Source organism: Actinomyces oricola (assembly GCF_004104015.1).
GTDB classification, from domain to species: domain Bacteria; phylum Actinomycetota; class Actinomycetes; order Actinomycetales; family Actinomycetaceae; genus Actinomyces; species Actinomyces oricola.
Genome location: NZ_RYFV01000039.1, coordinates 1 through 21,724, shown reverse-complemented (window position 1 = coordinate 21,724; position 21,724 = coordinate 1). Strand labels below are relative to the sequence as shown.

Below are 21,724 nucleotides of genomic sequence, written 5' to 3'. Positions count from 1 at the left end.
TCATCGCCCTCGCCCACCGCCGCGTCCTCACCCTGCACGCCATGATCCGAAACGGCACCCTCTACGACCCCCAACCAGCCCAACCACTAGCCACCGCCGCTTGACACACCACATAGGGGCACCCCCCCACCCCTCCGACAGCACCGACACCGCCCCACCGGCGGCCAATCGCCTCAACGCCCGCGTCATCGGGATCTGCATCGCCGCAGCGCTGGGCGGCTTCCTCTTCGGCTTCGACACGGCAGTCATCAATGGCGCCGTCGACGCCTTGTCCGACCACTATGTCCTCAGCGCTTTCCTCAAGGGCTTCGCGGTCTCCTCCGCGCTCATCGGCTGCGCCCTGGGGGCGTGGTTCGCCGGGCCAATCGCCAACCGCATGGGCCGTGTGCCGGTCATGCTCATTGCCGCAGTGCTCTTCGTGGTCTCCGCCATGGGATCCGGCCTGGCCTTCCACATTGTCGACTTCATCGCCTGGCGCGTCACCGGTGGTCTGGGCGTCGGTGCGGCCTCGGTGATCGCCCCCGCCTACATCGCGGAGGTATCCCCGGCCTCAGTGCGCGGCCGTCTGGGCTCCCTCCAGCAGTTGGCCATCGTCACCGGTATCTTCACGGCCCTGCTCGCCGACTCCTGGTTCGCCGGGATCGCCGGAGGCGCCGCGGAGAAACTGTGGATGGGCATGCCCGCCTGGCGGTGGATGTTCATGGCCGAGGCCGTTCCCGCCGTCGTCTACGGCCTGTTCGCCTTCCGGCTGCCCGAGTCCCCCCGCTTCCTGGTGGCCCGTGGTGACTACGACAAGGCCTCCCAGGTCCTTCGCGACTTCACCGGCGTGGCCGACGTCGACCTCAAGATCAAGGAGATCCGCTCCACCATCGACGCCGAGAAGCGCGAGTCCCTGTCCGACCTGCGCGGCCCGGCCATGGGGCTCAGGCCCATCGTGTGGGTGGGCATTGCCCTGTCGGTCTTCCAGCAGTTCGTGGGCATCAACGTCATCTTCTACTACTCCACCACCCTGTGGCGCACCATTGGCTTCGAGGAGTCCGACGCCCTGACCATCACGGTCATCACCTCGGTGACCAATATCGTGGTCACCATTGTGGCGATCCTGCTGGTGGACCGGGTGGGGCGCCGTCCCATGCTGCTCATCGGCTCGGTCGTCATGACCGTGGCCCTGGGGCTCATGGCGCTGGCCTTCTCCTTCGCCACGGTTCACGGCGACGAGGTCACTCTCGACGCTCCGTGGGCGCCCATCGCCCTGGTCTCCGCCAACCTCTTCGTCGTCGCCTTCGGCGCCACGTGGGGGCCGTTGGTGTGGGTGCTACTGGGGGAGATGTTCCCCAACCGTATTCGCGCCGGCGCCCTGGCCGTGGCCGCCGCGGCCCAGTGGGTGGCCAACTTCTTCATCTCCACCACCTTCCCGGTCTTCTCCGATATCAGCCTGACCTTCGCCTACGGCTTCTACGCCGCCTGCGCGCTGCTGTCCTTCCTCTTCGTGCTGCGCCAGGTGCCCGAGACCAAGGGTCGGGAGCTGGAGGAGATGGAGGACCTCAAGGTGTGACCCCGCGGAGTGCCGGCGGTCCCGGGGCGGCAGAGTGTCGGCGGTCCCGGGACCGCCGGCCTGCTCGGGGAGCGTCTTGGCGATCCGCATGCTCCCGCCGGGCGGCTCGCCATGGCCTCCGACCGATCACGGGTCGCCGGCGCGCGGCGTAGGCCTGGGCCAAGAGCAGCGATGCGCGAGCGTCAACGGCCCAGTGATGGTCCAGGTCTGCGGCGCTGAGATCCTCCAGCGGCCCATCGGATCCGGAGGAGGCCTGGTTGCATACCAGGGCGTCGACGTGCCCGAAGGCCTCCACGGCGCGGTCGATGACACGGGCCGGGGCATCGACCTGGCGCAGGTCGGCGTGAAGGTCGACCAGGTCGGCTCCGCCCTTGAGGTGGGAGCGGATTGAGGCCATCGTCTTGGCGACATTATCGGCGCCCCAGGGTTGAAGGGCGTCGTGGGGCGAGTAGTGGTGACACAACAGGGACGCGCCCCAGGCCGCGGCTCGGCAGGCGATGGCGTGGCCGATGCCCGCGCGGCGGCTGACTCCGGTGACGACCACCACCCGCCCGGCCAAGGGCGGATCTGGGTGGGAAGGCGGTCCAACGGTGGTGCGAGAAGCGGCGGTGCTCACGACAGGCATCCTCTCAGAGGAGCCCTCGGCTCGTCCGTACCTCGGGTGCCCCGCTGCGGGCGGGCACGCGGGCGCCACCGGGTGCCCCGATATGAGCGAGAAGGGGCGCTCCCCGCTGCGGGCGGGCACGCGGGCGCCACCGGTCGTTTCGGTGTTCGCCGCGTGCTGCCGCGGAGGCATGCGTGAGACCGGGTGCCACTCCCACCCAGGACACGGCATACAAATGTCCAGTCAAACCTCTTGTGACCTGGGCGACTTCGGATTAGCATTCATTGCGTCAACCGACCGTTATTCATAGGAGAAAACGGATCATGACAGATTTGCTTCGCATTGGTGTTATCGGTACCGGAGTCATGGGATCGGATCACGCCCACAACCTGGCACGAGGCGTGCGCGGCGCCGTCCTGACCGCCGTGGCCGACGCCGCGCAGGACCGCGCCGAGGCCCTGGCTCAATCGCTCGGCGCGGCACGCGTCTTCACCGACGGATCCGACATGATCCGGTCGGGAGCGGTTGACGCCGTCATCATTGCCGTGCCCGACCCCCTGCACGCGCCCCTGGTGGAGGCCTGCCTCGAGGCGGACCTGCCCGTCCTGTGCGAAAAGCCCCTGGCCCCCACCGCCGGCGAAGCCGCACGCCTTGTGCGCCTTCATGACGCCGCGCCCCGGTCGCTGCTCACCGTCGGTTTCATGCGCCGTTTCGACCCGGGCTACCGGGCCCTGCGCGCCCGCCTGGAGGCGGGAGCCGATGGCGCACTGCTCATGACCCATTCGGTTCACCGCAATGTCGAGGCCTATCCCGGCCAGGACTCCTCCGCCACGGTGACCAACTCCGCTGTTCACGAGATCGACGTGCTGCCCTGGCTGGCCGGCCACGAGATCGTCTCGGTCCAGTGGGCCTGCGGCCGGCCCAGCTCGCTCATCGCCGAACGTCACGACCCGCAGCTGCTCCTGCTGTGGGACTCCGCCGGCGTCCTGCACACCGTGGAGCTTCAGGTTCACGCCCAATACGGCTACGACGTGCGCTGCGAGCTGGTCTGCGAGCGCGGCACCATTGAGCTGCCGGCGGTGCCGAGCCTCGTGGAGGCCGACGAGCTCGTCGTCAACACCCAGTTGCGGCGCCAGGCGGCCTACCCGGCCGACTGGCGGCCGCGTTTCGCCGCCGCCTACCGCGCCGAGTTGGCCGCGTGGGTTGAGGCGACCCTGGCCGGCCGCATTCCCGCCGGGGCCGCCACCGCCCGTGACGCGCTGCGCACCACGGTGGTCGCCGAGACCCTCGTGCGCTCCATGGCCGCCGACGGCGCCCGCGTCGAGGTGCCCGGGCTCGATGACGTCCTCAAGGAGGGCTGAGGCATGGAACTGGGCATTGTCACCGACTCCCTGGCCCACCTCGACCGTGAGGAAATGCTCGACACCGTCGCCTCCCTGGGCATCACCGCCGTCGAACTGCCCACCGGCGGGTGGTCCAGCGCCCCGCATCTGGACCTCGATCGTCTTCTGGCAGATGCGGGAGAGCGCAGCCGCCTGCGTGACGCGCTCGCCGAGCGCGGCCTGCGCCTGTGCGCCCTCAACGCCAACGGCAACCAGCTCCACCCGGTCATCGGCCCAAAGATCGACTCCCTCGTGCGCAAGACCGTCGAGCTCGCCGGTCTGCTCGAGGTCCCCACGGTCGTGCTCATGTCGGGCCTGCCCGGGGGTGCGCCGGGAGACACCACCCCCAATTGGGTCACCACCTCCTGGCCGCCTGAGACCCGCGCAATCCTGGACTACCAGTGGAACGAGGTCGCCATCCCCTACTGGCAGGACCTGGCGGCCTTCGGCGCCGATCATGGGATCCGCTTCGCCGTCGAAATGCACGGCACCCAGCTGGTCTACAACACCGCCACCCTGCTGCGGCTGCGCGAAGCGGTCGGCAGCGTCGTGGGTGCGAATTTCGACCCCTCCCACCCCATGTGGATGGGGGCCGACCCGCGTGCCATGACCCGCGCCCTGGCGGGGGCGATTCACCACGTCCATGCCAAGGACACCCGGATCCAACGCCACGTGGCAGATGTCCACGGGCTGCTGGACACTCAAGGCCCCGAGTGCGCGGCCTCGCGCGCCTGGAACTACGTCACCTTGGGGCTGGGGCGCGAGGGCGGCCGCCACTTCTGGGGGCAGCTGCTCGTCGACCTGCGGGCCGCCGGCTACGACGGGGTACTGTCCATCGAACACGAGGACGTGCTCACCGACGCCGTGGAGGGCGTGGCCTCCACCGTTGACCTCCTGCGCGGCGTCATGCCCGTGGCGCCGCCCAGCTGGTCGCCGCAGGACATCTGACCGGGTCCGGGGCTCGCGCCGTCCGGGATCCCTCGGGCGTGCGCGGGCTTGAGGCTAGGCGCAAACGGACCTGGGAATTCATGGACGGGACCTCCGGGGGTGCGCCCGGGTCTGGGTGTTGCACATTCTTTCTTCCCTCAAGGAGTGGGGAGCCGCGGAATCCTGCGGATCTGCTCGGGATCTGGGGGTCCGGGAATGGGATGAATGTGCGAACGGGTACGTCGTTGCACATTCATCCTTGCTGAACCGACCCTCTGCGACGAGGGATCGTTGAAATGTCAACGATCTTCCACAGGCCGGCGCAAGAAGAATGTGCAACACCGCCAACCACCCGCCCACCGGCGCAGCCACCGCACGGCTCAATGCGGCGGGCCAGGCCCCCGGGACGCCCCAGTGGTCCTCGAACCCACGACGAAGCCCCGCGCCCGCCTCGCCCAGGGCGGCCAGGGGCTGCGACCGACGACACGAAGGGCCTGTTCAGCTGTCCTCAATGTTGTAGTCGCAGAAGATGAGGCGAGTGCGCCACACCTGATTCTCCGTGATGAGGGCGAGGCGGTCGTGAGACATGAGCTCGCTGGTATCCATGCACCATTCTGCGAGGTCCGAGTCGAACGGGAGGCTGTTGGCGTAGCCCTGTTCAACGCGGTCGTCGTACGTGTTCGGAGTTGCTTCCAGATCGGGAACCACCATGGCCCATAGCGATGCCGTGGCATTGCCGCTTTCGTCTTGACTCACAGCGCACATGTAAACGGGCGCCCCCTGCAATCCCTGCAAATCCGCCAGCGTTAGCTCTAGGGCGGAGTCAATCTGCTCCAGGCACGCCGCTTCCGCCTCGTCGGCACTGAGCCCGGGCACGGTGGCAGTTGCAGTGGGAGCCGGGGGAGCGTTCGTTGTAGCCGACGGGACGGTGCTTGCATCCCCAGGAGGGGAGCCGCCGGAACATCCGATGCAACAAGCGAAGAGCAGTGCAAATCCTGCGAGGTGAGCAAGCTTGGTCATGCCTGGTGTCCTCGTTGGCATTGAAACACCGCCTACACCATTAGCCTAACGCCCCGCGCGGGCCGTGGTGGTCGCCGGGACTGCACGGTCGTGGCCGTAGTCTGGGACTATGAGCGAGTATTCGTCCGGTCAGTCCAGGGGGAAGCACGTCGCCCCTGCGCCCTCCGGCCCAGAACGGGTCCGCTTCGGGCTTCCCTTCAATGGCGTCCTGCCCATCTGGCACGAGGGCACCGAGATCACCTGGCACCGTCCACTGGACGACACCGACTTCTCCGAGGTCCTTGGGTTGGGCTATGTGCGCAGTGAGCCCGGCCCCTCCTCCGCGCCCGCCGGATGGAGCGAGCAGGTCGAGGTCGGCACCCTCACCGATGCCGGGCGCACCCTGCGTCTGCACGCCATTGACCCGGTGGGCCGGCGAGCCATTAATGACCCCGGTGACGGGGCCGCCGTGCCCCTGAGCCCGCCCCTGAGCGTCAGTGAGGCAATGGGTGAGTCCTTCGATCTGGAGAACTTCACGGTCCACGTGGGCCGTCTCCTGCTGCGGGCGGCGCGCGAGAAGGCGATTGTTCTGTTCACACTGCGCGCCCCCCGCGACCCTGAGCCCCATCACGTTCTGTCGGTGCCCGCGGAGATCGACTCAGACCGCTTCATGCGCCTCCACCTGGGCACCCTCCTGAAAATGACTGGGGGCGCCTGGGATGACGCCGTGCACAGGGGCGGCATGACGCTGCTGGACCTGCGCCTGCCCTACGATGACCTGCTGATCGGCTCGGGCTCGGAGTCCGAGCAGGGGCTCAATGTCGAACGGCTTATGGAGGTCGCCGAGCCGGTAGTGGGCTGCCTGCTCATGCCCGGCTTCCCCTTCGCCCTGGGCTGGTCCTTCATCCTGCGCGAGAACGAGCCCTCCTGAGCTGCGACTACGCCTCCTCCTTGCTTTCTCCTTTCGGTGCGACGGCACGTCCCGACTCTTAGGCCCCTTTCGACTCTCAGGCCCAGTGGCGGCTCCGGGGCGCAGGGGGCGGGCAGAGCCCTCGCGATCCGCAGGGGGTACATGGGCGGCTCCGGGGCGTCAGGGGGCGGGCCGGCCTCACGGGCGCGCGGGTTGGGGCAGGTTCTGACCCAGGAGCAGCAGGCGCATGACCATGGACACGGAGCGTTCCAGGTTCTCCGGGCCGCGTTCCAGCGCCCGGGGCAGATCGCAGGCCTCGGGCAGGATTGGGACGACGGCGTCGAAGACCGCCTCTAATGCTGGTGAACCAGGATCCACCCGTCCGGCGAAGGCAATCACGGGGACCCCGGCCTCCCGCGCCGCCCCGGCCACCCCGGCCGGGGTCTTGCCGGTGAGCGTCTGGGCGTCAATCGCGCCCTCCCCGGTGAGCACCAAATCGGTGTTGCCTGCCAGGTGGGCGCGCAGCCCCGTGGCCCCCATGACCACCTCCACACCCGAGCGCGGCACGGCCCCCAGCGCCATGAAGGCGTGCCCCAGGCCGCCCGCCGCCCCGGCGCCCGGCGTGTGGCGCACTGTGCGATTGCAAGCCGTCTCCACGGCGTCGGCCAGAGCGGCCAGGGCCGTGTCGAGCTCCCGAACCTGCTGCGGATCCGCCCCTTTCTGCGGGCCGAAGACGGCGCTAGCGCCCTGGGGGCCGAGCAGCGGGGCGGTGACGTCGCAGGCCAGCTCAATAGTGCACTGCGACAGTCGCGGATCCAGCCCGCCCATGTCGACGGCTGTCACTCGGCCCAGGTGCCGCGGCAGCGGCGGCAGGTCCCGGCCGTCGTCGTCCAGCAGCCTCGCCCCCAGGCCTACCAGCAGTCCGGCCCCGCCGTCATTGGTCGCTGAGCCGCCCAGGCCGACTATGAGGCGCCGAGCCCCCGCGTCCAGCGCCCCGCGCACCAGCGCGGCCACGCCCAGTGAACTCGATGCCATAATGTCGCGCTGCGCGGGCGCGACCAGGCTCATGCCCACGGCGCCGGCCGCCTCCAGTGCGGCGCGCCCGTCGGGCAGGAGCCCCACCTCGCCGCTGTGCTCGCGCCCCAGGGCGTCCGTGGTGGCCACCTTCAGCAGGCGCCCGCCCGTGGCAGTGACCAGGGCCCGGGTGGTGCCCTCCCCGCCGTCGGCCATGGGCACCTCCACGCAGACGGCGCTGGGCAGCGCCTGCTCAATGCCGCGGCGCATGGCCCGGGCGGCGGCCGGCGAGCTCATTGATTCCTTGAAGGAGTCCGGTGCGAGCACGATTCTCATGGTGATTCTCCTGGTGCTCCCCCCACTCGGAACTGTCGTTCCGGTTCGAGGCCGATGGCGACGGCGCCCGACTTGTCCCGGAGTGTTAGTGCGGGGCGGGTGCGGTAGTTGCGTTATTCATGTGCGCGGAGTTGGGCAGTCCAGGGGTGGGGTGTGCACCCCAGGTAGTGCACCCCGGGCAGGGGGTCCCATCGCGATTCTGCGGCCCCGTGCCCACACTAGTGTCAAGCCCCAGCACTCATGAAAGGTGTACGCCATGAGAATTACTCGCACAGCTCGTCTTGCTTCGGCCTTCGCCATTGCGGCTCTTGCGGTCGGTTTGTCGGCCTGCGAGGAGGAGGTGGCTACCGACGGCCCCGTTGGATCCGCCAGCGCCTCAGAGGCCCCGGGCTCGTCCGGCGGTCAGACCACGAAGACCGGTGACGTCATCCAGGACATTGAGCCCATCACTTTCTACGACGCCGAGATCGGCTTGACGGAGACCTGCGACCAGATTATCCAGGATTTCAACGCCCCCAATTACAAGGCCACTACTTCCATAAACGGAACGGTCTACCTGCTGCACTGCACGTTCACCAGCGACGGCAAGGTGCCACTGGCGGTGGAGACCGTTGCCAATGTGATTCTGGTGAACGAGGATAACAATCTCTACAACGCCACCGCGCAGTTCTCCAGCAACTACGAGGATGATTACAAGGCCGCCGGCATTGAAGGCATTGACTTCGATGATTACGGAACCTATCAGGCCACCGGCTGGATCCCCCTTTGGGTTCAGGAGTTCGATGGCAAGATTGTTCCCATGCCCGCGGGGAACACGACGGTCAAGTACGAGCGCCGGGCGCTGGAGAACTCGGCCACCGGTGAGATCTACAACGCCTACAGCGACAGCACCAGCCTGGTCATCAAGTAGGGCCGCCCTTCCCCCACGGACCCCGTTTCGCACGGGCATGGTCCCGCCGCACCGGTGACGCGTCACGCGCCGGTCGGGCGGGGCCGTACCGCGTCCAGCTGGGGATCGCCAGGGGCCGGACGGTCGCGCCACCACCGGCGCGGCCTCACCGCGCACCGGCAGGACCGGTTCTCCTCCTGACATTCTGGGATGCGACTGGTGACTATGACGCCAGTCTCATCCCAGAATGTCAGTTTGAAGCGGTGAGGCGGGACGGGACAGGGCGCAGTAGGCATGATGCATCCATGCGAGACCTGAGCCGCCCCACCCAGCCCTGCCCCGCCATCCAACAGCTCATGGCGGCCGAGACCGCCGCCCGGGCCAAGACCGCCAAGACCGCCGGGCCCGCCGTCGGCCTGGCCGACGCCGCAGGAGCACCCAGTGCCCTGCGCGAGCACCTGGCCACCATGATTGAGCGCCTTGGTCCCGAGATCATCGCCCTGTCCTGGAATCTTCACGCCCATCCCGAGATCGGCTTCGAGGAATACCACGCCATGGCCGCCGTCGCCCAGCTCCTGCGCGCCCATGGAGTCGAGCCCAGGCTCGGCGTCTACGGCATTGACACCGCCCTGCGCGCCGAGATCGGGGCGCCCCGGTCCACCCCCGACCAGGGTGCGGGAGACCACGTCCCCACCATTGCCATCCTGGCCGAGTACGACGCCCTGCCCGGCATTGGGCACGGCTGCGGCCACAACGTCATGTGCGCCAACTCCGTGGGCGCCTTCTTGGCCCTGGCCGAGCTCCAGGCGCAAGCGCCCGACACCCTGCCCGGCCGCGTGATTCTCCAGACCACTCCCGCCGAGGAGAACGCCACCACCAAGGAGATCCTGTCCCTGCGCGGAATGCTCGACGGCGTCGACGCCGCCATCCAAACCCACGCCTACGCCGCCGACGCCACCCGCCAGACCTGGCTGGGTGTGCGCCGCATGAGCGTGGTCTTCCACGGCACGCCCGCACACGCCTCCTCTCAGCCCTTCATGGGGCGCAATGCCCTGGACGCCGCCACCCTGGCGCTGACCGGCATTGGCCTGCTGCGCCAGCAGATCCTGCCCATGGACCGGCTTCACGCCGTCGTCGTCGAGGGCGGGCAGGTGGCCAACGTTATTCCCGAGCGCGCCGAACTCAGTCTCTTCGTCCGCTCCAAGCACGCTGAAACCCTGCGCGACCTGGTGGGGCGCGTCGAGGACGTCATGCGCGGAGCGGCCCTCATGACCGGAACCGGCGTGGAGATCATGACCGACGATCACACCAATGAGATGCCCGTGCGCGACAACTCCGCCCTCCTGGCCTCCTGGGTCCGCTCTCAGCGCGAGCGCGGCCGCGAGCCGCTGCCCGGCGGGGTCCTGCCCGAGAGCATTGCCGCGGGCACCGACTTCGGCAACGTCTCCCAGCGGATCCCCGGCATCCACCCGCTGATCAAGGTGACCGACGACGGCGACGTCGCCCTCCACACCCGGGAGATGACCGCGGCCGCCGGCTCGCCCAGCGGGGACATGGCCGCGCTCGACGGCGCCTACGGGCTCGCGGCAGTGGCCCTGGACTGGCTGCACGACGCCGACCTGCGCTCGGCCGTGCGCGCCGACTTCGAGGCCACCGGCGGCGCCGTTGACGTGGCCGGCTTCTGGAGCCAGTGAGCCGCGGGGGCGAGCCCAGGAGGGGGCTCCGAGCGGACCGACTGGTGCGAGGGGGTGGGCCCGACTGATGTGAGGGGGTGGGCCCGGCGGGCCCGGTGGCGGCCCGACCGGGCCCACCGGCGGGGCGCGGGCCCGGAGGCGGGGCCTACCCCCTCAGCACTGGTCTTCCGAGATGACCTTCTGCTCGGAGACCAGCCACCCTCCGTCCTGGGGCGTGAGGATGTAGTGAATGAGGAACCTGTGCATGAGGTTGGAGGGCGTCCGGTCCTCACCGCTGTTCGAGACAATGGTCATCTGGTTCTGGTCGGCGCACACCGCGACGGTTGCCGAGGAGCCGTCGTCGGTGAGGGCGACCGAGTGGACTTCCTCGGTGTACGAGCCCTCGGTGTGCTGGCCCGCGGCCTCATGGGCGTTGTAGGTCTCCAGATACTCCTCCAGGGCGGTGCCGGTGGTGGTGGCCTCGACGTCCGCGGTGCCGGCCATATCGAGGTAGGCGCTCCAGGTGGCCTTGTCGTAGGCGTTGTAGGCCAGGAGCACCTCGATCTCCTCGACGCTCAGGTCCTCGGGCACGCCGGTGACGACCAGCCCGCGGTCGGGGGCGCCCAACTCCTCAGCCGTGGGCGGCGTGGGTGTTGGGGTGGGCGTGGGGGTAGGAGTGAGCGTCGGGGTCGAGGTCGGCAGGGCCGACGCGCTGCTGGAGGCAGTGGCCGACGGCGTGACGGAGGCGGTGGGGGTCGGGCTCGCCGGCGAAGGGGTCAGCGGGGAGGCCTCGCCGCTGGCGCCGGTGTCCCCGGAGGAGCATCCGGCTACAGCACCGCAGGCGAGCAGTGTCGCGCATACAGGAACAAGAAGACGACGCGATGAGTTCACAAGATCTCCATAGGCAGTGGACTTCTGTCCTTCAGCAGCCTAACACCGCGTCATCGCCATGCCGGGGAGGCTTCCCGAGCGCCCCGACGACCGGAGTCCGGGTGGAGCTCGCCCTCACAACCGGGGCCCGGGCGGGTGGCTCAGGAGGCTAGGGCGCCCAGGCGGGCCCGGGCGGGTGGCTCAGGAGGCCAGGGCCCGGCGCATGACCTCCAGGCCCACGCTGCCCAAGCGCAGCGCCCGGGTGTGGAAGTCCTTGAGACTCAGTTCCTGGCCACGCGAGCGCGCGGCGGCCCGGGCCGCGTCACGGGTCTCCTCCCACAGGCGCTGGCCCACGGCGTAGGACGGCGCCTGCCCCGGCCACCCCAGGTAGCGGTCCAACTCAAAGCGCAGGAAGGATTCGTCCATGGCCACGTTCTCGCGCAGGAATGCCCACGCCGAGTCGTAGTCCCAAATGCCCTGACCCACTCCCGGCAGGGCGGCCAGCTCGGCGGGGCGCTCCTTGCCCAGGTGGACGCCAATGTCCAGTACCACGCGGGCCGCACGCAGCCGCTGGGAGTCGAGCATTCCCATGCGGTCACCCGGATCGTCCTGGAATCCCAGATCCGCCATGAGCCGCTCGGCGTACAGCGCCCAGCCCTCACCGTGACCCGACACCCAGCAGCACAGGCGCCGCCAGGAGTTGAGCTCATTGCGCAGGTAGGTCTGCATGCCCACCTGCAAGTGGTGGCCCGGCACCCCCTCATGGAAGACCGTTGTGCGCTCTTGCCAGGTCGCGAACGTTGTTGTCCCCGCCGGCACCGACCACCACATGCGCCCCGGGCGGGAGAAGTCGTCACTGGGGCCGGTGTAGTAGATGCCGCCGGTAGCCGACGGGGCAATGCAGCACTCCAGGGTGCGCAGCGGTGCGGGGATGTCGAAGTGGACGCCATCCAAAGCACTGATCGCGGCGTCACTGGTTTCCTGCATCCACGCCCGGAGGGCATCAGTGCCGTGCACCAGGCGCGACTCCTCGGTGTTGAGGCGATTCAACGCCTCTTTGACACTCACGCCCGGCCCGTACAAGGACTCGGCAATGGCGCGCTGCTCGGCGTCGATCGCCGCCAGGCGCTGACGACCCCACTCGTAGGTCTCATCGAAATCGATGCGCGCGCCCAGGAAGTTGCGGCTCAGCAGCGCATAGCGCTCGCGGCCCACGGCGTCGGCGTCGCCGGCCCGCGGCGCCAGCTCGGTGGCCAGGAACTCGGCCAGTGCCGCGTACCCCTGACGGGCGGCCAGGGCGGAGCGCTCCAACTCGGCGATCAGGGCCGTCGGCAGTGGGGCGCCCTCGGTCCCTCGGGCGCCGGAGACGAGCGCGGAGTAGGAGGAGGCCCCGGCGTCGGCCTGGTTGCGGGCCTGGGCGATGCACGCCTCGACCTGGCGGCGGGCGGCGACGTGACCGCGTGAAGCGGCCAGGCGCAGCGACTCCTGGTAGCCGGCCAGGGCGCGCGGCACGTCCGCCAGGGCGTGAGCCGCCTGCCCCCAGTCCTCTTCAGTGTCGGTGGGCAGCAGGTTGAAGAAGTCCCGGATCTCCTGGAGAGGAGAGGCGATATTGTCAAGGTGCCGCAGGTCCTCCCCGGCCTCGGAATGCTCCAGGGTCAGGCCCAGGCGTTCGCGCATGGCGGCCAGGGTCACCTGGTCGACGTCGTCAACGGCCGTGGCCGCCGCAAGATCGTTGAGAGTTTGTCGGCACAGGGCGGCGTGGGCCTGGAGGCCGGCGGGTGAGCGGTCGTCCAGCGTCCCGCGCCGGCCGGGCAGGCCGGTGACGGCGGCGAACTCGGGGGAGAGCGCGGCCAAGCGCTCCACGTGATGCTCGGCAATGGCGTCAATGGCAGTGGGGGTGCGCGGGTCGGTCGTCATGGAGGGAGCCTATGCCCCGCTCTGGGGGGAGTCGTGCTGCGCCCGGCCTGGATGCGCTGCTCCTGGCCGCGCCGGCCCCCGGACTGAAGGCGGGGCCGGTGAAGGGCCGCCCGGGCATATTCCCCCACCCGGCCGGACTTGGTCGGGCCTGGTCGGGCCTGGCCGGGTCGGGCCTGGTCGGGCCTGGCCGGACCTGGTCGGGTCGGGCCTGGCCGGGCCGGAGCCCCGTGCCCGGCGAGTCGGGGCGCCTGAGACACTGGGGCCATGAGTGACATGAGCGCCATGAGCGAGCTGCCCAGCCCCGTGCCCGACGCCGGCCGGCATCCGTACCGCGTCATTATGGTGTGTACCGGCAATATCTGCCGTTCGGCCATGGCTGAGGTCGTGGCCCGCGACCGTCTGCAGGACGTGGGCGCGCCCGACCTGGGCGCTGGGGGCGTGGCCGTAACCTCGGCCGGGGTCTCCTCGGAGGAGCAGGGCAACCCCATGGACTCCCGGGCGCGCCGCGTCCTGGCCGAGGCCGGGTACACCGGCGAGGCCGCCAATGTCATTGCCGCCCACCGCGCCCACCGCATGACCGACGCCGAGATCCTGGGCGCCGACCTCCTGCTGGCCATGACCGACGCCCACCACCGCGTGCTGGCCCGCCGCGCCGGCGCCCTGGGGGCGGACCCCTCCCGCATCCTCATGTACCGCGAGCTCGACCCGGCCGCAGGTGAACTACGGGCCGCTGTGCGGGCCGGCACCGCTTCGCGCAGGGCGTTGGACGTACCCGACCCCTGGTACGGGACCATGGCTGACTTCGTGGAGACTCTTGAGGTGGTCGAGCGCGTCAGCGACGTCCTCGCCGAACGGCTGCGGGAGCGCGCCGGCGCCTGAGTCCGATGCGCTCCGACGCGCACCGGACTCATGCTCCCGTCTGAGGCTGTGCACAGGCGGTCCATGGGCGCCCCTCACAGGATGGTCGCAGGACCCGGGGCCGGGCCCGACGCCGCACACGAAGGAGCATCCCGCATGGCACCGCACCGTCCCGCCAACCGCCCTACACCGACGCACCCGCGCCACCCCACCAACCCGCACAGGCGCGATAGCGCCCCGACAGCCTCAATCGGGGCGGGTTTGCGTCGACGGAGCCTCATGATCGGCGGGCTCGGCCTGGCCGTCGCCGGGGTGGCGGCGGCCTGCGCCGGCCAAAGCCCCGCCACCTCCACAACAGCGGCGGGTGGCGCCACTCCCGCCGCCACCACTCCCACTGCCCTCGAGCCGATCTCCCCGACCTACCACGAGCCCGCCGCCTCCAACACCGCCCTGAGCGCGGGCACCTGGTCGGGCGCCATTGGGGACAAGGAGGTCACGCTCAAGGGCGCCTACATTGTGGACGGCGTGACGGCCACGCTCGATGGCGGAACCTGGGAGTCCACAACCGCCGACCAGGCCGTCTTCCTCGTCGTTAACGGCGGCAGCCTCACACTCACCAACGCCGCGGTTGTTAAGTCCGGGGACGCCACGAGCAACGGCAACACCGGCGTGGACGACTCCTACAACTTCTACGGCCTGAACTCCGCGGTCGTGGTGGTCGGTGCCGGCTCCTCGGTGAGCCTTAACGAAACCACCTTGGAGACGACCTCCTCCGGGTCGAACGCCGTGGTCGCCACGGGCACCGCCACCGCGACTGTCACCGCCTGCGCGGTCTCCACCTCCGGAGAATCCTCGCGCGGACTGCACGCCACCTATGAGGGCGTCATCACCGCCTCCGACCTGAGCATTAACACCCTCGGAGCCCACTGCGCCGCAGTGGCGACCGACCGCGGCAATGGGACCGTCACCGTGGAGGGGACCAACACCTTCACCACCGCCGGGGACGGCTCACCCCTTATCTACTCCACTGGCGCCATCACGGTCTCCGGGTTGACGGGGAGCGCCACCGGGGCCGAGGCGGTCGTCGTCGAGGGCAAGAACCAGGCGGCCGTCTCGGACTCGACACTCACCACGGGCTCGAGGCGGGCCGGGATTATGCTCTACCAGTCCATGTCCGGTGACGCCGCCGACGCCGACGCCGCCGCGCAGGCCTCAACACTGACCCTGACCGGCGTGTCACTGACCTGCACGGACCCGGTCCCGCTCCTCTACGTCACCAACACGACCTCCCAGGCCACGCTCACCGACTGCACCCTGAGCACCAGTGGCGCCCTGGCCTCGGCCGACGAGGACCGCTGGGGCACCTCGGGATCCAATGGCGGCACGCTGGCCCTCACCTTGGACGCCACCACCTCCGACGGCGCTATTACCGCGGGCTCGACCTCCTCCATCACGGTGACGGCGATCAACGGCGGCGGCGCCACCGGCACCACGTCCGGGAGTGTCACCGTGTCCTGAGCGCCCCATCTGAACCCGCTGCACCCTCTGCCGTCGCAATGCGGCATCTCAATATCTCAATGCGGCGGGCCGGGCGCCCGCTCGCGGACGGCCCGCCGGCCACCCGGGTCGCCGAGGCGCGCGGCGCCGTCGTACGAGCGCCCGGTCACGGGCGCCGGGTCACGGGCGCTCATGGGGCGGGCGTCACCCCAGGTGCGCCCTCAACCAGTCGGTGACGGCATCCAGGTACTCACTGCGCGCCGGCTCGGGGGACAGCGCCAGGTCGTGGACGCCACCAGGGATCTGGCGCACGGTGACGTCGTCACCCAGGAAGGGGGCGCGTGCCAGCATCTGGGGCACCGAGAGGACGACGTCGCTGCGCAGCGCCTCGTCGAGCGTCGCCCCGGCCCCAGTGGAGTCGGTCGAGCAGCACAGGAGGACGGGCGCCTCAATACCCAGCCCGTGGTGGACGTCGCGGTGCAAGCGGCGGATCCCCGCCAGGAATCCTGCACGCACAGGGGAGGAGGGGACGGGTTTAAGACTCAGATCCCAGTCCCACTCCCCGCCCCAGCGGCGATGCAGCGCCCGCACGTAGACGTCGACGGCCTCCGGGTCCTCAGGTGCGCCCACGGCGCCGGCTGCGCCCACGGCGTCGGCCGCCTCCTGGCTGCCGGCCCCCGTGGGGGGCGCCGCCTCCGCCCCGGAATCCTCGGGCCCCGTGGGCGCCGGGATGCCGGTGTCCTCCCGTGCTCGGGACCGCGCCGCTTTGGCGGCCTTCCTGGCGGCCCTGACCTCATCGGGGTTGGAGATAATCCGGTCCGGGTCCCAGCGGGCCAGCAGGTCGGTGAAGGCCGAGCCGTAAGAGCGCCAGAACGCGGAGGCGTTGAGGTCCAGCCAGGGGGAGTTCAGGGTCACGGCGTCGACCGTACCGGGGTGGTCGCCGGCCCAGATGACGGCCTGCAGGCCACCAGTGGAGTGGCCGTTGAGCACCACCGCCGAGTGCCCGTGCTCGGTGCGAATAATGTCCAGCGCCTGCTTGATCTCCTCGTCGTGGACCCGCAGGTCGCGCACGTCGTGCGGGGAGCGGTGGCCGACCCCGGCCCGCCCGCAGCTGCGCAGTTCTAAGGCGTAGAACTCGTAGCCGGCATTGAGGAAGGCCTGGGCGACATGGGTTTGGAAGAAGTAATCACTGCGTCCGTGGAAGTACAGGACGGCGCGCTCGTGTCGGGGCCGCCCGCCGGTCGCCGGGGCGGCCTCCCGCTGGTGGACGAGAACCGCGTGGTCGGCCCCCGGGGCGGCGTCGGACTCGGCGACCGGCAGGCGCCTGGCCACCCACGGCTCGCCCAGAATGTCCGTGCTCAGGTCCACGGTGATGCCGTACTGCGTCATGCCCTGATCCTCCCACTCCTTGTGCCATCCGCAAGCACCATGACCGGTGCGGCCCGGGGAACCCGCGCAGGCCCGCGCGGAGCCCGGGCGGATCGGCACGAATCCGCACGAGGCCGGGCCGGCGTGTGCGTGACCTTGGTCCCTCCTGGGGGGCTCCGCTTGCCGCCGCCGGCACCTCCTGCGTAGCGTATCCCTCAACCATCCAGAGCAGCCGAGAGACCTGGCTCATCGACGTTGCAGCAACCCCCCGCACGGGTGAGGGTGCTTCCGCCAGGACCGATGGAGGAACCATGAGCACAGCGGACGCGTCCGAGCCCATGATCTCGTTGCGCGACGTCGTCAAGGTTTACGCATTGCGCGACGGCACCGAGGTTCGCGCCCTTGACGGCTTGAGCTTGGACATTCCCGCCGGCTCCATCCACGGCATTGTCGGGACCTCCGGGGCCGGCAAGTCCACCCTGGTGCGCTGCTTGACCTCCCTGGAGCGGCCCACCAGTGGCGAGATCAGCGTCGCCGGCCAGGATATGGCGGCCTTGGACACTGCCGGGCTGCGTGAGGCCCGACGGCGGATCGGCATGGTCTTCCAGCACGCCAACCTCCTGGATTCGCGCACCACCGCCCAGAACATCGCCTACCCCCTGGCGCTGGCCGGCGTCCCCAAGGGGAGACGGCACGACACCGTGGCCAGAATGCTCGAGCTCGTGGGGCTCTCCGACCGCGGCTACTCCTACCCCTCCCAGCTTTCCGGCGGTCAGAGGCAGCGCGTGGGCATCGCCCGCGCCCTGGCCGACGACCCCGCGGTTCTCCTGTGCGATGAGCCCACCAGTGCCCTGGACCCGGAGACCACCCGCTCCATCCTCGACCTTATCCGCGACGTGCGCGACCGCCTGGGTGTGACGGTCATTATCATTACCCACGAGATGAGCGTGGTCCGTCAGATTTGCGACTCCGTGAGCCTGCTCGAAGCCGGCCGTATTGTGGAGAGCGGTTCCATTGAGGAGGTCGTACTCGACGTCGACTCCCGCCTGTCCCATGAGATCGTTCCGGCCCCCAAGGTCCCCGGTGAGGCCGTCGCCCATGGTGAGGCCGTTCTAGACGTGTCCATTACCGCCCACCCGGGCGAGCCCACCGCGGTCGCACTCATGTCCATGGTGGCCGAGCTCGGCGGGGACATTGCCGCCGGGGTCTTCGAGACCATTGGTACCGCCCAGATCGGGCGCCTGGCCATTACCATCCCCGGTCCGCAGGCCGACCATGCCATTGACGTCCTGCGCAAGGCCGGCATTACCGCGGAGGTCCGCGCATGAACGCCGTCACCACCCTCCTGCTGGGCGCCTCCCGGGCCGCGGCCCGTGGGGACGAGGACACCTGGTTCAACAACCCGGTCATTGAGCGCAAGCTCGGGGTGGCCACCCTCCAGACCCTGGAGATGACTTTTGTGTCGGGGGCGCTGACGATTCTCTTCGGGTTACTGCTCGGCCTGGCCCTGGTCACCACCGGTAAGCGCGGTCAGCACTCCAACCGCGTACTGCACGAGGTCCTTTCTCAGGTGGTCAATATCGGTCGCTCCATGCCCTTCATTATCCTCATGGTGGCAATCGTCCCGTTCACCCGGCTCATTGTGGGCACCTCCCTGGGATGGCAGGCGGCCTGCGTCCCACTGACCATTGGCGCCATCCCCTTCTACGCCAGACTGGTGGAGAGCGCCGTGGGCGGCGTCGACCATGGCAAGGTCGAGGCGGCCCTCATGATGGGGGCCTCCCGTCTGCAGATCACCTGGGGCGTGCTCGTGCGTGAAGCCCTGCCCACCCTCATCCAGGCGGCAACTGTTACCCTCATCACCCTGCTCGGCTACTCGGCAATGGCCGGTGCGGTTGGCGGCGGTGGCCTGGGGGACCTCGCCATTCAGTACGGCTACCAGCGCTACGAGACCGACGTCATGGTCATTACGGTCGTGCTCATTCTCCTGATCGTGGCAATCATCCAGGTGGTTGGCGACATGCTCAGCCGGCTGGTGGACCACCGCTGAGGCGACCACCAGCCGGAGCGCAGGCCCCATTGGGTTCAGGCCTCAGCGGCCACCGTGGGCACCATGCCCAACCCGGCTACTGCCGGGGCCCTCACACAGACCATGAACCGCCCGGGGCGTCATAACGCATCCGCCCCGGTCCTATTGCCCCCTATTGCCCCGAAAGGAACTTCCATGTCCCACACCGTCTCGCGCCGCCTCTTCACCTCCGGAGCCCTGGCCACCGCCGTCGGCCTGGCCCTGGCCGCCTGCTCCAAGAACAACTCCGGCCTGCCCGGGGGCGCGAAGAAGAACGGCGACACGGTCGTCATCTCCGTGGGTGCCACCCCTCAGCCCCACGTCACCATCCTCCAGTACGTCCAGGACAATCTGGTCACGGGTTCGGGCATCAGCCTGGACATTGTTGAGATCAACGACTACCAGACCCCCAACACCTCTCTGGCCGACGGCTCCCTGGCCGCCAACTTCTTCCAGACCCCCAACTACCTCGCCCAGCAGATCGCCGACAAGGGCTTCGACTTCGTGTCTATCGCGGATGTCCACATTGAGCCCATGGGGCTGTACTCCTCCACCATTACCTCCGTTGACCAGATTCCCAACGGCGGCAAGATCATCCTCAACTCCGACCCGGCCAACGCCGCCCGCGGCCTGCAGCTGCTGGTCCAGGCAGGGCTCATTGAGCTCGATTCCTCTGTGGAGTTGCCTTCCGAGACCGATGTGACCTCCAACCCGAAGAACCTCACCTTCACCTTCGTTGACGGCGCTCAGGTGGCCCGCTCCATGACGGACGCCGATGCCGCGGTCATTAACGGCAACTACGCCATTGAGGCGGGGCTAGTGCCCAGCGAGGACGCCCTGGTATTGGAGACGGCCGAGAACAGCCCCTACGTCAACCAGCTGGTGGTGCGCACCGAGGACAAGGACGACGAGCACCTTGCCACTCTTGCCAAGCTCATCACCTCTCCGGAGGTCAAGACCTTCATTGAGACGACCTGGTCGGACGGCTCGGTCATCCCGGCGTTCTGATTGCCGATCAGGATGCTCCGGTAGGACCAGGGTCCAGTGCTGAGAACCGGGGCCGGTGATAAAAGGCGGGCGCGTCGGCCCGGCTTCATCACCGGCCCCGGTTTCATTCACCGAATCCTGGCCCTATGCTGATCGGCAAGGCCCCATGCCCAAGGCCTTGTCCCCTGAGGTGACCCCTCATCCCCGCCGGCCAAAGGAGCCGCAGATGATCCGCAATGTCCACGAGCGCACCATCGACTCACCGGCCAGTGTCCTGGGCCCCTTGCTTGATGAGCTCGGGGGCGTTAAGGATCGCCTGTGGCCCTCCGCCCTGTGGGTGCCCATGGTGCTGGACCGTCCGCTCTCGGTGGGCGCCGACGGCGGGCACGGCTCCATCCGCTACCAGGTCACCGAGTACAAGCCGGGGCGTCGGGTGCGCTTCAGGTTCCATCGCTCAACCGGCATTATTGGCGTGCACGAGCTGAGTATTGAACCGCTGGGGGAGGACCATTGCCGTCTCAGGCACGTGCTGCTGGGCCGTCCGCGCGGTGTTATGCAGGTCCTGTTCCCCCTGGTCGTCGGGCCCATACACAACGCGGTCATTGAGGACCTGTTCGACAATGCCGAGCGCGAGTCCACCGGTCGTGTGGCCCGCCCCGCCTCGCACACGCCGTGGGTGCGACTGTGCACGCGCCTTCTCAAGCGCCGTGAGCGTTCAGCCGGGGAGCAGGGCACCGAAGTAACCCGGTAGCGGGGCGGGGGATCTGCCTTGCCGGCCGGCTGTTAAGAGCGTTTAAGAACGTTCCGGGCCCGGGCGCCGCCGCCTGCGCACTTGCGCTGAGCGGTCAGTCGACTATGCCGTAGAGGCGGTCCCCGGCGTCGCCCAGGCCCGGGACAATGTAGGCGTGCTCGTTGAGGCGTTCGTCGACGGCGGCGGTCACGACGGTGACGTTCGCGCGCCCGCCTACGGCTTCTTCCAGGGTTGCGACCCCCTCAGGGGCGGCAATGAGGCAGATGGCGGTCACGTCGCGGGCGCCGCGCTCCAAGAGGTAGTCAATGGCCGCTACCAGGGTGTGGCCGGTGGCCAGCATGGGGTCAATGACGAAGCACTGGCGACCCGAGAGGTCGTCGGGCAGGCGATTGGCGTAGGTTTCGACCTCCAGAGTGTCCTCGTCGCGCTTCATGCCCAGGAAACCGACCTCGGCGGTGGGCAGCAGGCGGGTCATGCCCTCCAGCATGCCCAGGCCGGCTCGCAGGATCGGTACCACAATGGGGCGCGGGTCGGCCAGGTGGCGGCAGCTGGCGAGCGCCACCGGCGTCTGGACCTGGATCCTCTCGGTGCGTACTTCTCGGGTGGCTTCGTAAGCCAGGAGGGTGACGAGCTCGTCGACGAGTTGACGGAAGACCGCCGAGGGGGTGCGCTCGTTGCGCAGCACGGAGAGCTTGTGGTCGATGAGCGGATGGTCGGCAACATGGAGGCGCATGGGGCCAGCCTACGGTGCGCCATGACTCCTTGCCGTGGACTCCTTGCCGTGCGCGCGGAGGCCGTCTCGGCGACGGGACCGCGACCATCCTCAACGCCGTCTCCTTGCCGTGCGCGCGGAGGCCGTCTGCCCGGCAGGCGTCACGGCCAACTTAGACGGGCATGTCGGGGCGAACGCCCATGCCCGTCGAGATCGTTCACCGAATCGTGAACGAGGACCCTTCCGTTAATGGCGGCATTAAAAGGATTTATTAACCGTATGTTTTTAGTGTCCTTGTTTTTCTTCGGCGGTGTCGGTGAGGAGGGAGGTGAGGCGTAGGACGTTGTAGGGGGTGGAGGTTTCGGTGGTGGTGAGGGTGCCGTTGATGGGTTGCCAGGTGGTGGTGC

General features: G+C 69.1%; 19 protein-coding genes and 1 riboswitch. Of the genes, 12 read left to right on the top strand and 7 right to left on the bottom strand.

The window, feature by feature from the left end:
* The first annotated feature begins 100 nt into the window (after nucleotides 1-100).
* On the top strand, nucleotides 101-1,555 hold the full coding sequence (locus EUC46_RS11865; protein ID WP_206645994.1) for a sugar porter family MFS transporter: 1,455 nt from the start codon (nucleotides 101-103) through the stop codon (nucleotides 1,553-1,555).
* Here the strand turns inward: EUC46_RS11865 and EUC46_RS11860 are convergent.
* Entirely contained in the window at nucleotides 1,545-2,171 is a 627-nt protein-coding gene (locus EUC46_RS11860; RefSeq protein WP_338324485.1) for an SDR family oxidoreductase, read from the bottom strand. The two genes, EUC46_RS11865 and EUC46_RS11860, sit on opposite strands and share 11 nt — an antisense overlap.
* A 311-nt stretch (nucleotides 2,172-2,482) precedes the next feature.
* On the opposite strand from EUC46_RS11860, the gene EUC46_RS11855 reads away from it, so the two are divergent.
* Together EUC46_RS11855 and EUC46_RS11850 are read left to right on the top strand one after the other, a co-directional pair.
* Complete coding sequence (locus EUC46_RS11855; protein ID WP_128774370.1) at nucleotides 2,483-3,520, top strand: Gfo/Idh/MocA family protein; 1,038 nt, start codon at nucleotides 2,483-2,485, stop codon at nucleotides 3,518-3,520.
* Between the two features lie 3 nt (nucleotides 3,521-3,523).
* On the top strand, nucleotides 3,524-4,489 hold the full coding sequence (locus EUC46_RS11850; RefSeq protein WP_128774369.1) for a sugar phosphate isomerase/epimerase family protein: 966 nt from the start codon (nucleotides 3,524-3,526) through the stop codon (nucleotides 4,487-4,489).
* 477 nt (nucleotides 4,490-4,966) lie between these two features.
* Here EUC46_RS11850 and EUC46_RS11845 read toward each other — a convergent pair whose 3' ends face one another.
* On the bottom strand, nucleotides 4,967-5,224 hold the full coding sequence (locus tag EUC46_RS11845; RefSeq protein WP_128774368.1) for a hypothetical protein: 258 nt from the start codon (nucleotides 5,222-5,224) through the stop codon (nucleotides 4,967-4,969).
* Nucleotides 5,225-5,597: 373 nt separating this feature from the next.
* Between EUC46_RS11845 and EUC46_RS11840 the strand changes: the two genes are divergently transcribed.
* A complete protein-coding gene (locus EUC46_RS11840) occupies nucleotides 5,598-6,398 on the top strand; it encodes a hypothetical protein (RefSeq protein WP_241655565.1) in 801 nt (266 codons plus the stop codon).
* A gap of 177 nt (nucleotides 6,399-6,575) precedes the next feature.
* Here the strand turns inward: EUC46_RS11840 and EUC46_RS11835 are convergent, their stop codons facing one another.
* The gene (locus EUC46_RS11835) at nucleotides 6,576-7,727 is read right to left on the bottom strand and encodes a glycerate kinase (RefSeq protein ID WP_128774367.1); all 1,152 of its coding nucleotides are present in this window, start codon (nucleotides 7,725-7,727) and stop codon (nucleotides 6,576-6,578) included.
* 256 nt (nucleotides 7,728-7,983) lie between these two features.
* Here EUC46_RS11835 and EUC46_RS11830 point away from each other — a divergent pair, with 256 nt between their 5' ends.
* On the top strand, nucleotides 7,984-8,637 hold the full coding sequence (locus EUC46_RS11830) for a hypothetical protein (RefSeq protein WP_128774366.1): 654 nt from the start codon (nucleotides 7,984-7,986) through the stop codon (nucleotides 8,635-8,637).
* A gap of 284 nt (nucleotides 8,638-8,921) precedes the next feature.
* The gene (locus tag EUC46_RS11825) at nucleotides 8,922-10,310 is read left to right on the top strand and encodes an amidohydrolase (protein WP_128774365.1); all 1,389 of its coding nucleotides are present in this window, start codon (nucleotides 8,922-8,924) and stop codon (nucleotides 10,308-10,310) included.
* Between the two features lie 153 nt (nucleotides 10,311-10,463).
* On the opposite strand, the gene EUC46_RS11820 is transcribed toward EUC46_RS11825, so the two are convergent.
* Nucleotides 10,464-11,180 (bottom strand): hypothetical protein, encoded by a 717-nt coding sequence (locus EUC46_RS11820; RefSeq protein ID WP_128774364.1) that lies wholly within the window; start codon nucleotides 11,178-11,180, stop codon nucleotides 10,464-10,466.
* A gap of 180 nt (nucleotides 11,181-11,360) precedes the next feature.
* A complete protein-coding gene (locus tag EUC46_RS11815; RefSeq protein ID WP_128774363.1) occupies nucleotides 11,361-13,076 on the bottom strand; it encodes a DUF885 domain-containing protein in 1,716 nt (571 codons plus the stop codon).
* 339 nt (nucleotides 13,077-13,415) lie between these two features.
* On the opposite strand from EUC46_RS11815, the gene EUC46_RS11810 reads away from it, so the two are divergent.
* Both EUC46_RS11810 and EUC46_RS11805 read left to right on the top strand, forming a co-directional pair.
* A complete protein-coding gene (locus EUC46_RS11810; RefSeq protein WP_206645996.1) occupies nucleotides 13,416-13,955 on the top strand; it encodes a low molecular weight protein-tyrosine-phosphatase in 540 nt (179 codons plus the stop codon).
* A gap of 135 nt (nucleotides 13,956-14,090) precedes the next feature.
* On the top strand, nucleotides 14,091-15,452 hold the full coding sequence (locus tag EUC46_RS11805) for a hypothetical protein (RefSeq protein ID WP_206645993.1): 1,362 nt from the start codon (nucleotides 14,091-14,093) through the stop codon (nucleotides 15,450-15,452).
* Between the two features lie 183 nt (nucleotides 15,453-15,635).
* On the opposite strand, the gene EUC46_RS11800 is transcribed toward EUC46_RS11805, so the two are convergent.
* Nucleotides 15,636-16,820, bottom strand: a complete 1,185-nt coding sequence (locus EUC46_RS11800; RefSeq protein WP_128774361.1) for an alpha/beta hydrolase — start codon at nucleotides 16,818-16,820, stop codon at nucleotides 15,636-15,638.
* Nucleotides 16,821-17,015: 195 nt separating this feature from the next.
* A riboswitch (SAM riboswitch) is annotated at nucleotides 17,016-17,106 on the top strand.
* A gap of 4 nt (nucleotides 17,107-17,110) precedes the next feature.
* Between EUC46_RS11800 and EUC46_RS11795 the strand changes: the two genes are divergently transcribed.
* The 4 genes from EUC46_RS11795 to EUC46_RS11780 all read left to right on the top strand — a co-directional run bounded on the left by EUC46_RS11795 (nucleotide 17,111) and on the right by EUC46_RS11780 (nucleotide 20,605).
* Nucleotides 17,111-18,127 (top strand): methionine ABC transporter ATP-binding protein, encoded by a 1,017-nt coding sequence (locus EUC46_RS11795; protein ID WP_128774360.1) that lies wholly within the window; start codon nucleotides 17,111-17,113, stop codon nucleotides 18,125-18,127.
* Nucleotides 18,124-18,849, top strand: a complete 726-nt coding sequence (locus tag EUC46_RS11790) for a methionine ABC transporter permease (RefSeq protein WP_128774359.1) — start codon at nucleotides 18,124-18,126, stop codon at nucleotides 18,847-18,849. Before EUC46_RS11795 ends, EUC46_RS11790 begins: the two co-directional genes overlap by 4 nt.
* A gap of 174 nt (nucleotides 18,850-19,023) precedes the next feature.
* Nucleotides 19,024-19,875 (top strand): MetQ/NlpA family ABC transporter substrate-binding protein, encoded by an 852-nt coding sequence (locus EUC46_RS11785; RefSeq protein WP_128774358.1) that lies wholly within the window; start codon nucleotides 19,024-19,026, stop codon nucleotides 19,873-19,875.
* Between the two features lie 205 nt (nucleotides 19,876-20,080).
* On the top strand, nucleotides 20,081-20,605 hold the full coding sequence (locus EUC46_RS11780; protein ID WP_128774357.1) for an SRPBCC family protein: 525 nt from the start codon (nucleotides 20,081-20,083) through the stop codon (nucleotides 20,603-20,605).
* Nucleotides 20,606-20,699: 94 nt separating this feature from the next.
* Here EUC46_RS11780 and upp read toward each other — a convergent pair whose 3' ends face one another.
* Entirely contained in the window at nucleotides 20,700-21,338 is a 639-nt protein-coding gene (gene upp / locus EUC46_RS11775) for a uracil phosphoribosyltransferase (protein WP_128774356.1), read from the bottom strand.
* Nucleotides 21,339-21,724: the final 386 nt, after the last annotated feature.

What these genes read in the sequence shown, in the direction of transcription:
- EUC46_RS11855 (WP_128774370.1), top strand. Translation starts at nt 2,483, where the DNA reads ATGACAGATTTGCTTCGCATTGGTGTTATCGGTACCGGAGTCATGGGA.
- EUC46_RS11850 (WP_128774369.1), top strand. Translation starts at nt 3,524, where the DNA reads ATGGAACTGGGCATTGTCACCGACTCCCTGGCCCACCTCGACCGTGAG.
- EUC46_RS11840 (WP_241655565.1), top strand. Translation starts at nt 5,598, where the DNA reads ATGAGCGAGTATTCGTCCGGTCAGTCCAGGGGGAAGCACGTCGCCCCT.
- EUC46_RS11835 (WP_128774367.1), bottom strand. Translation starts at nt 7,727, where the DNA reads ATGAGAATCGTGCTCGCACCGGACTCCTTCAAGGAATCAATGAGCTCG.
- EUC46_RS11830 (WP_128774366.1), top strand. Translation starts at nt 7,984, where the DNA reads ATGAGAATTACTCGCACAGCTCGTCTTGCTTCGGCCTTCGCCATTGCG.
- EUC46_RS11825 (WP_128774365.1), top strand. Translation starts at nt 8,922, where the DNA reads ATGCGAGACCTGAGCCGCCCCACCCAGCCCTGCCCCGCCATCCAACAG.
- EUC46_RS11815 (WP_128774363.1), bottom strand. Translation starts at nt 13,076, where the DNA reads ATGACGACCGACCCGCGCACCCCCACTGCCATTGACGCCATTGCCGAG.
- EUC46_RS11810 (WP_206645996.1), top strand. Translation starts at nt 13,416, where the DNA reads ATGGTGTGTACCGGCAATATCTGCCGTTCGGCCATGGCTGAGGTCGTG.
- EUC46_RS11805 (WP_206645993.1), top strand. Translation starts at nt 14,091, where the DNA reads ATGGCACCGCACCGTCCCGCCAACCGCCCTACACCGACGCACCCGCGC.
- EUC46_RS11800 (WP_128774361.1), bottom strand. Translation starts at nt 16,820, where the DNA reads ATGACGCAGTACGGCATCACCGTGGACCTGAGCACGGACATTCTGGGC.
- EUC46_RS11795 (WP_128774360.1), top strand. Translation starts at nt 17,111, where the DNA reads ATGAGCACAGCGGACGCGTCCGAGCCCATGATCTCGTTGCGCGACGTC.
- EUC46_RS11790 (WP_128774359.1), top strand. Translation starts at nt 18,124, where the DNA reads ATGAACGCCGTCACCACCCTCCTGCTGGGCGCCTCCCGGGCCGCGGCC.
- EUC46_RS11785 (WP_128774358.1), top strand. Translation starts at nt 19,024, where the DNA reads ATGTCCCACACCGTCTCGCGCCGCCTCTTCACCTCCGGAGCCCTGGCC.
- EUC46_RS11780 (WP_128774357.1), top strand. Translation starts at nt 20,081, where the DNA reads ATGATCCGCAATGTCCACGAGCGCACCATCGACTCACCGGCCAGTGTC.
- upp (WP_128774356.1), bottom strand. Translation starts at nt 21,338, where the DNA reads ATGCGCCTCCATGTTGCCGACCATCCGCTCATCGACCACAAGCTCTCC.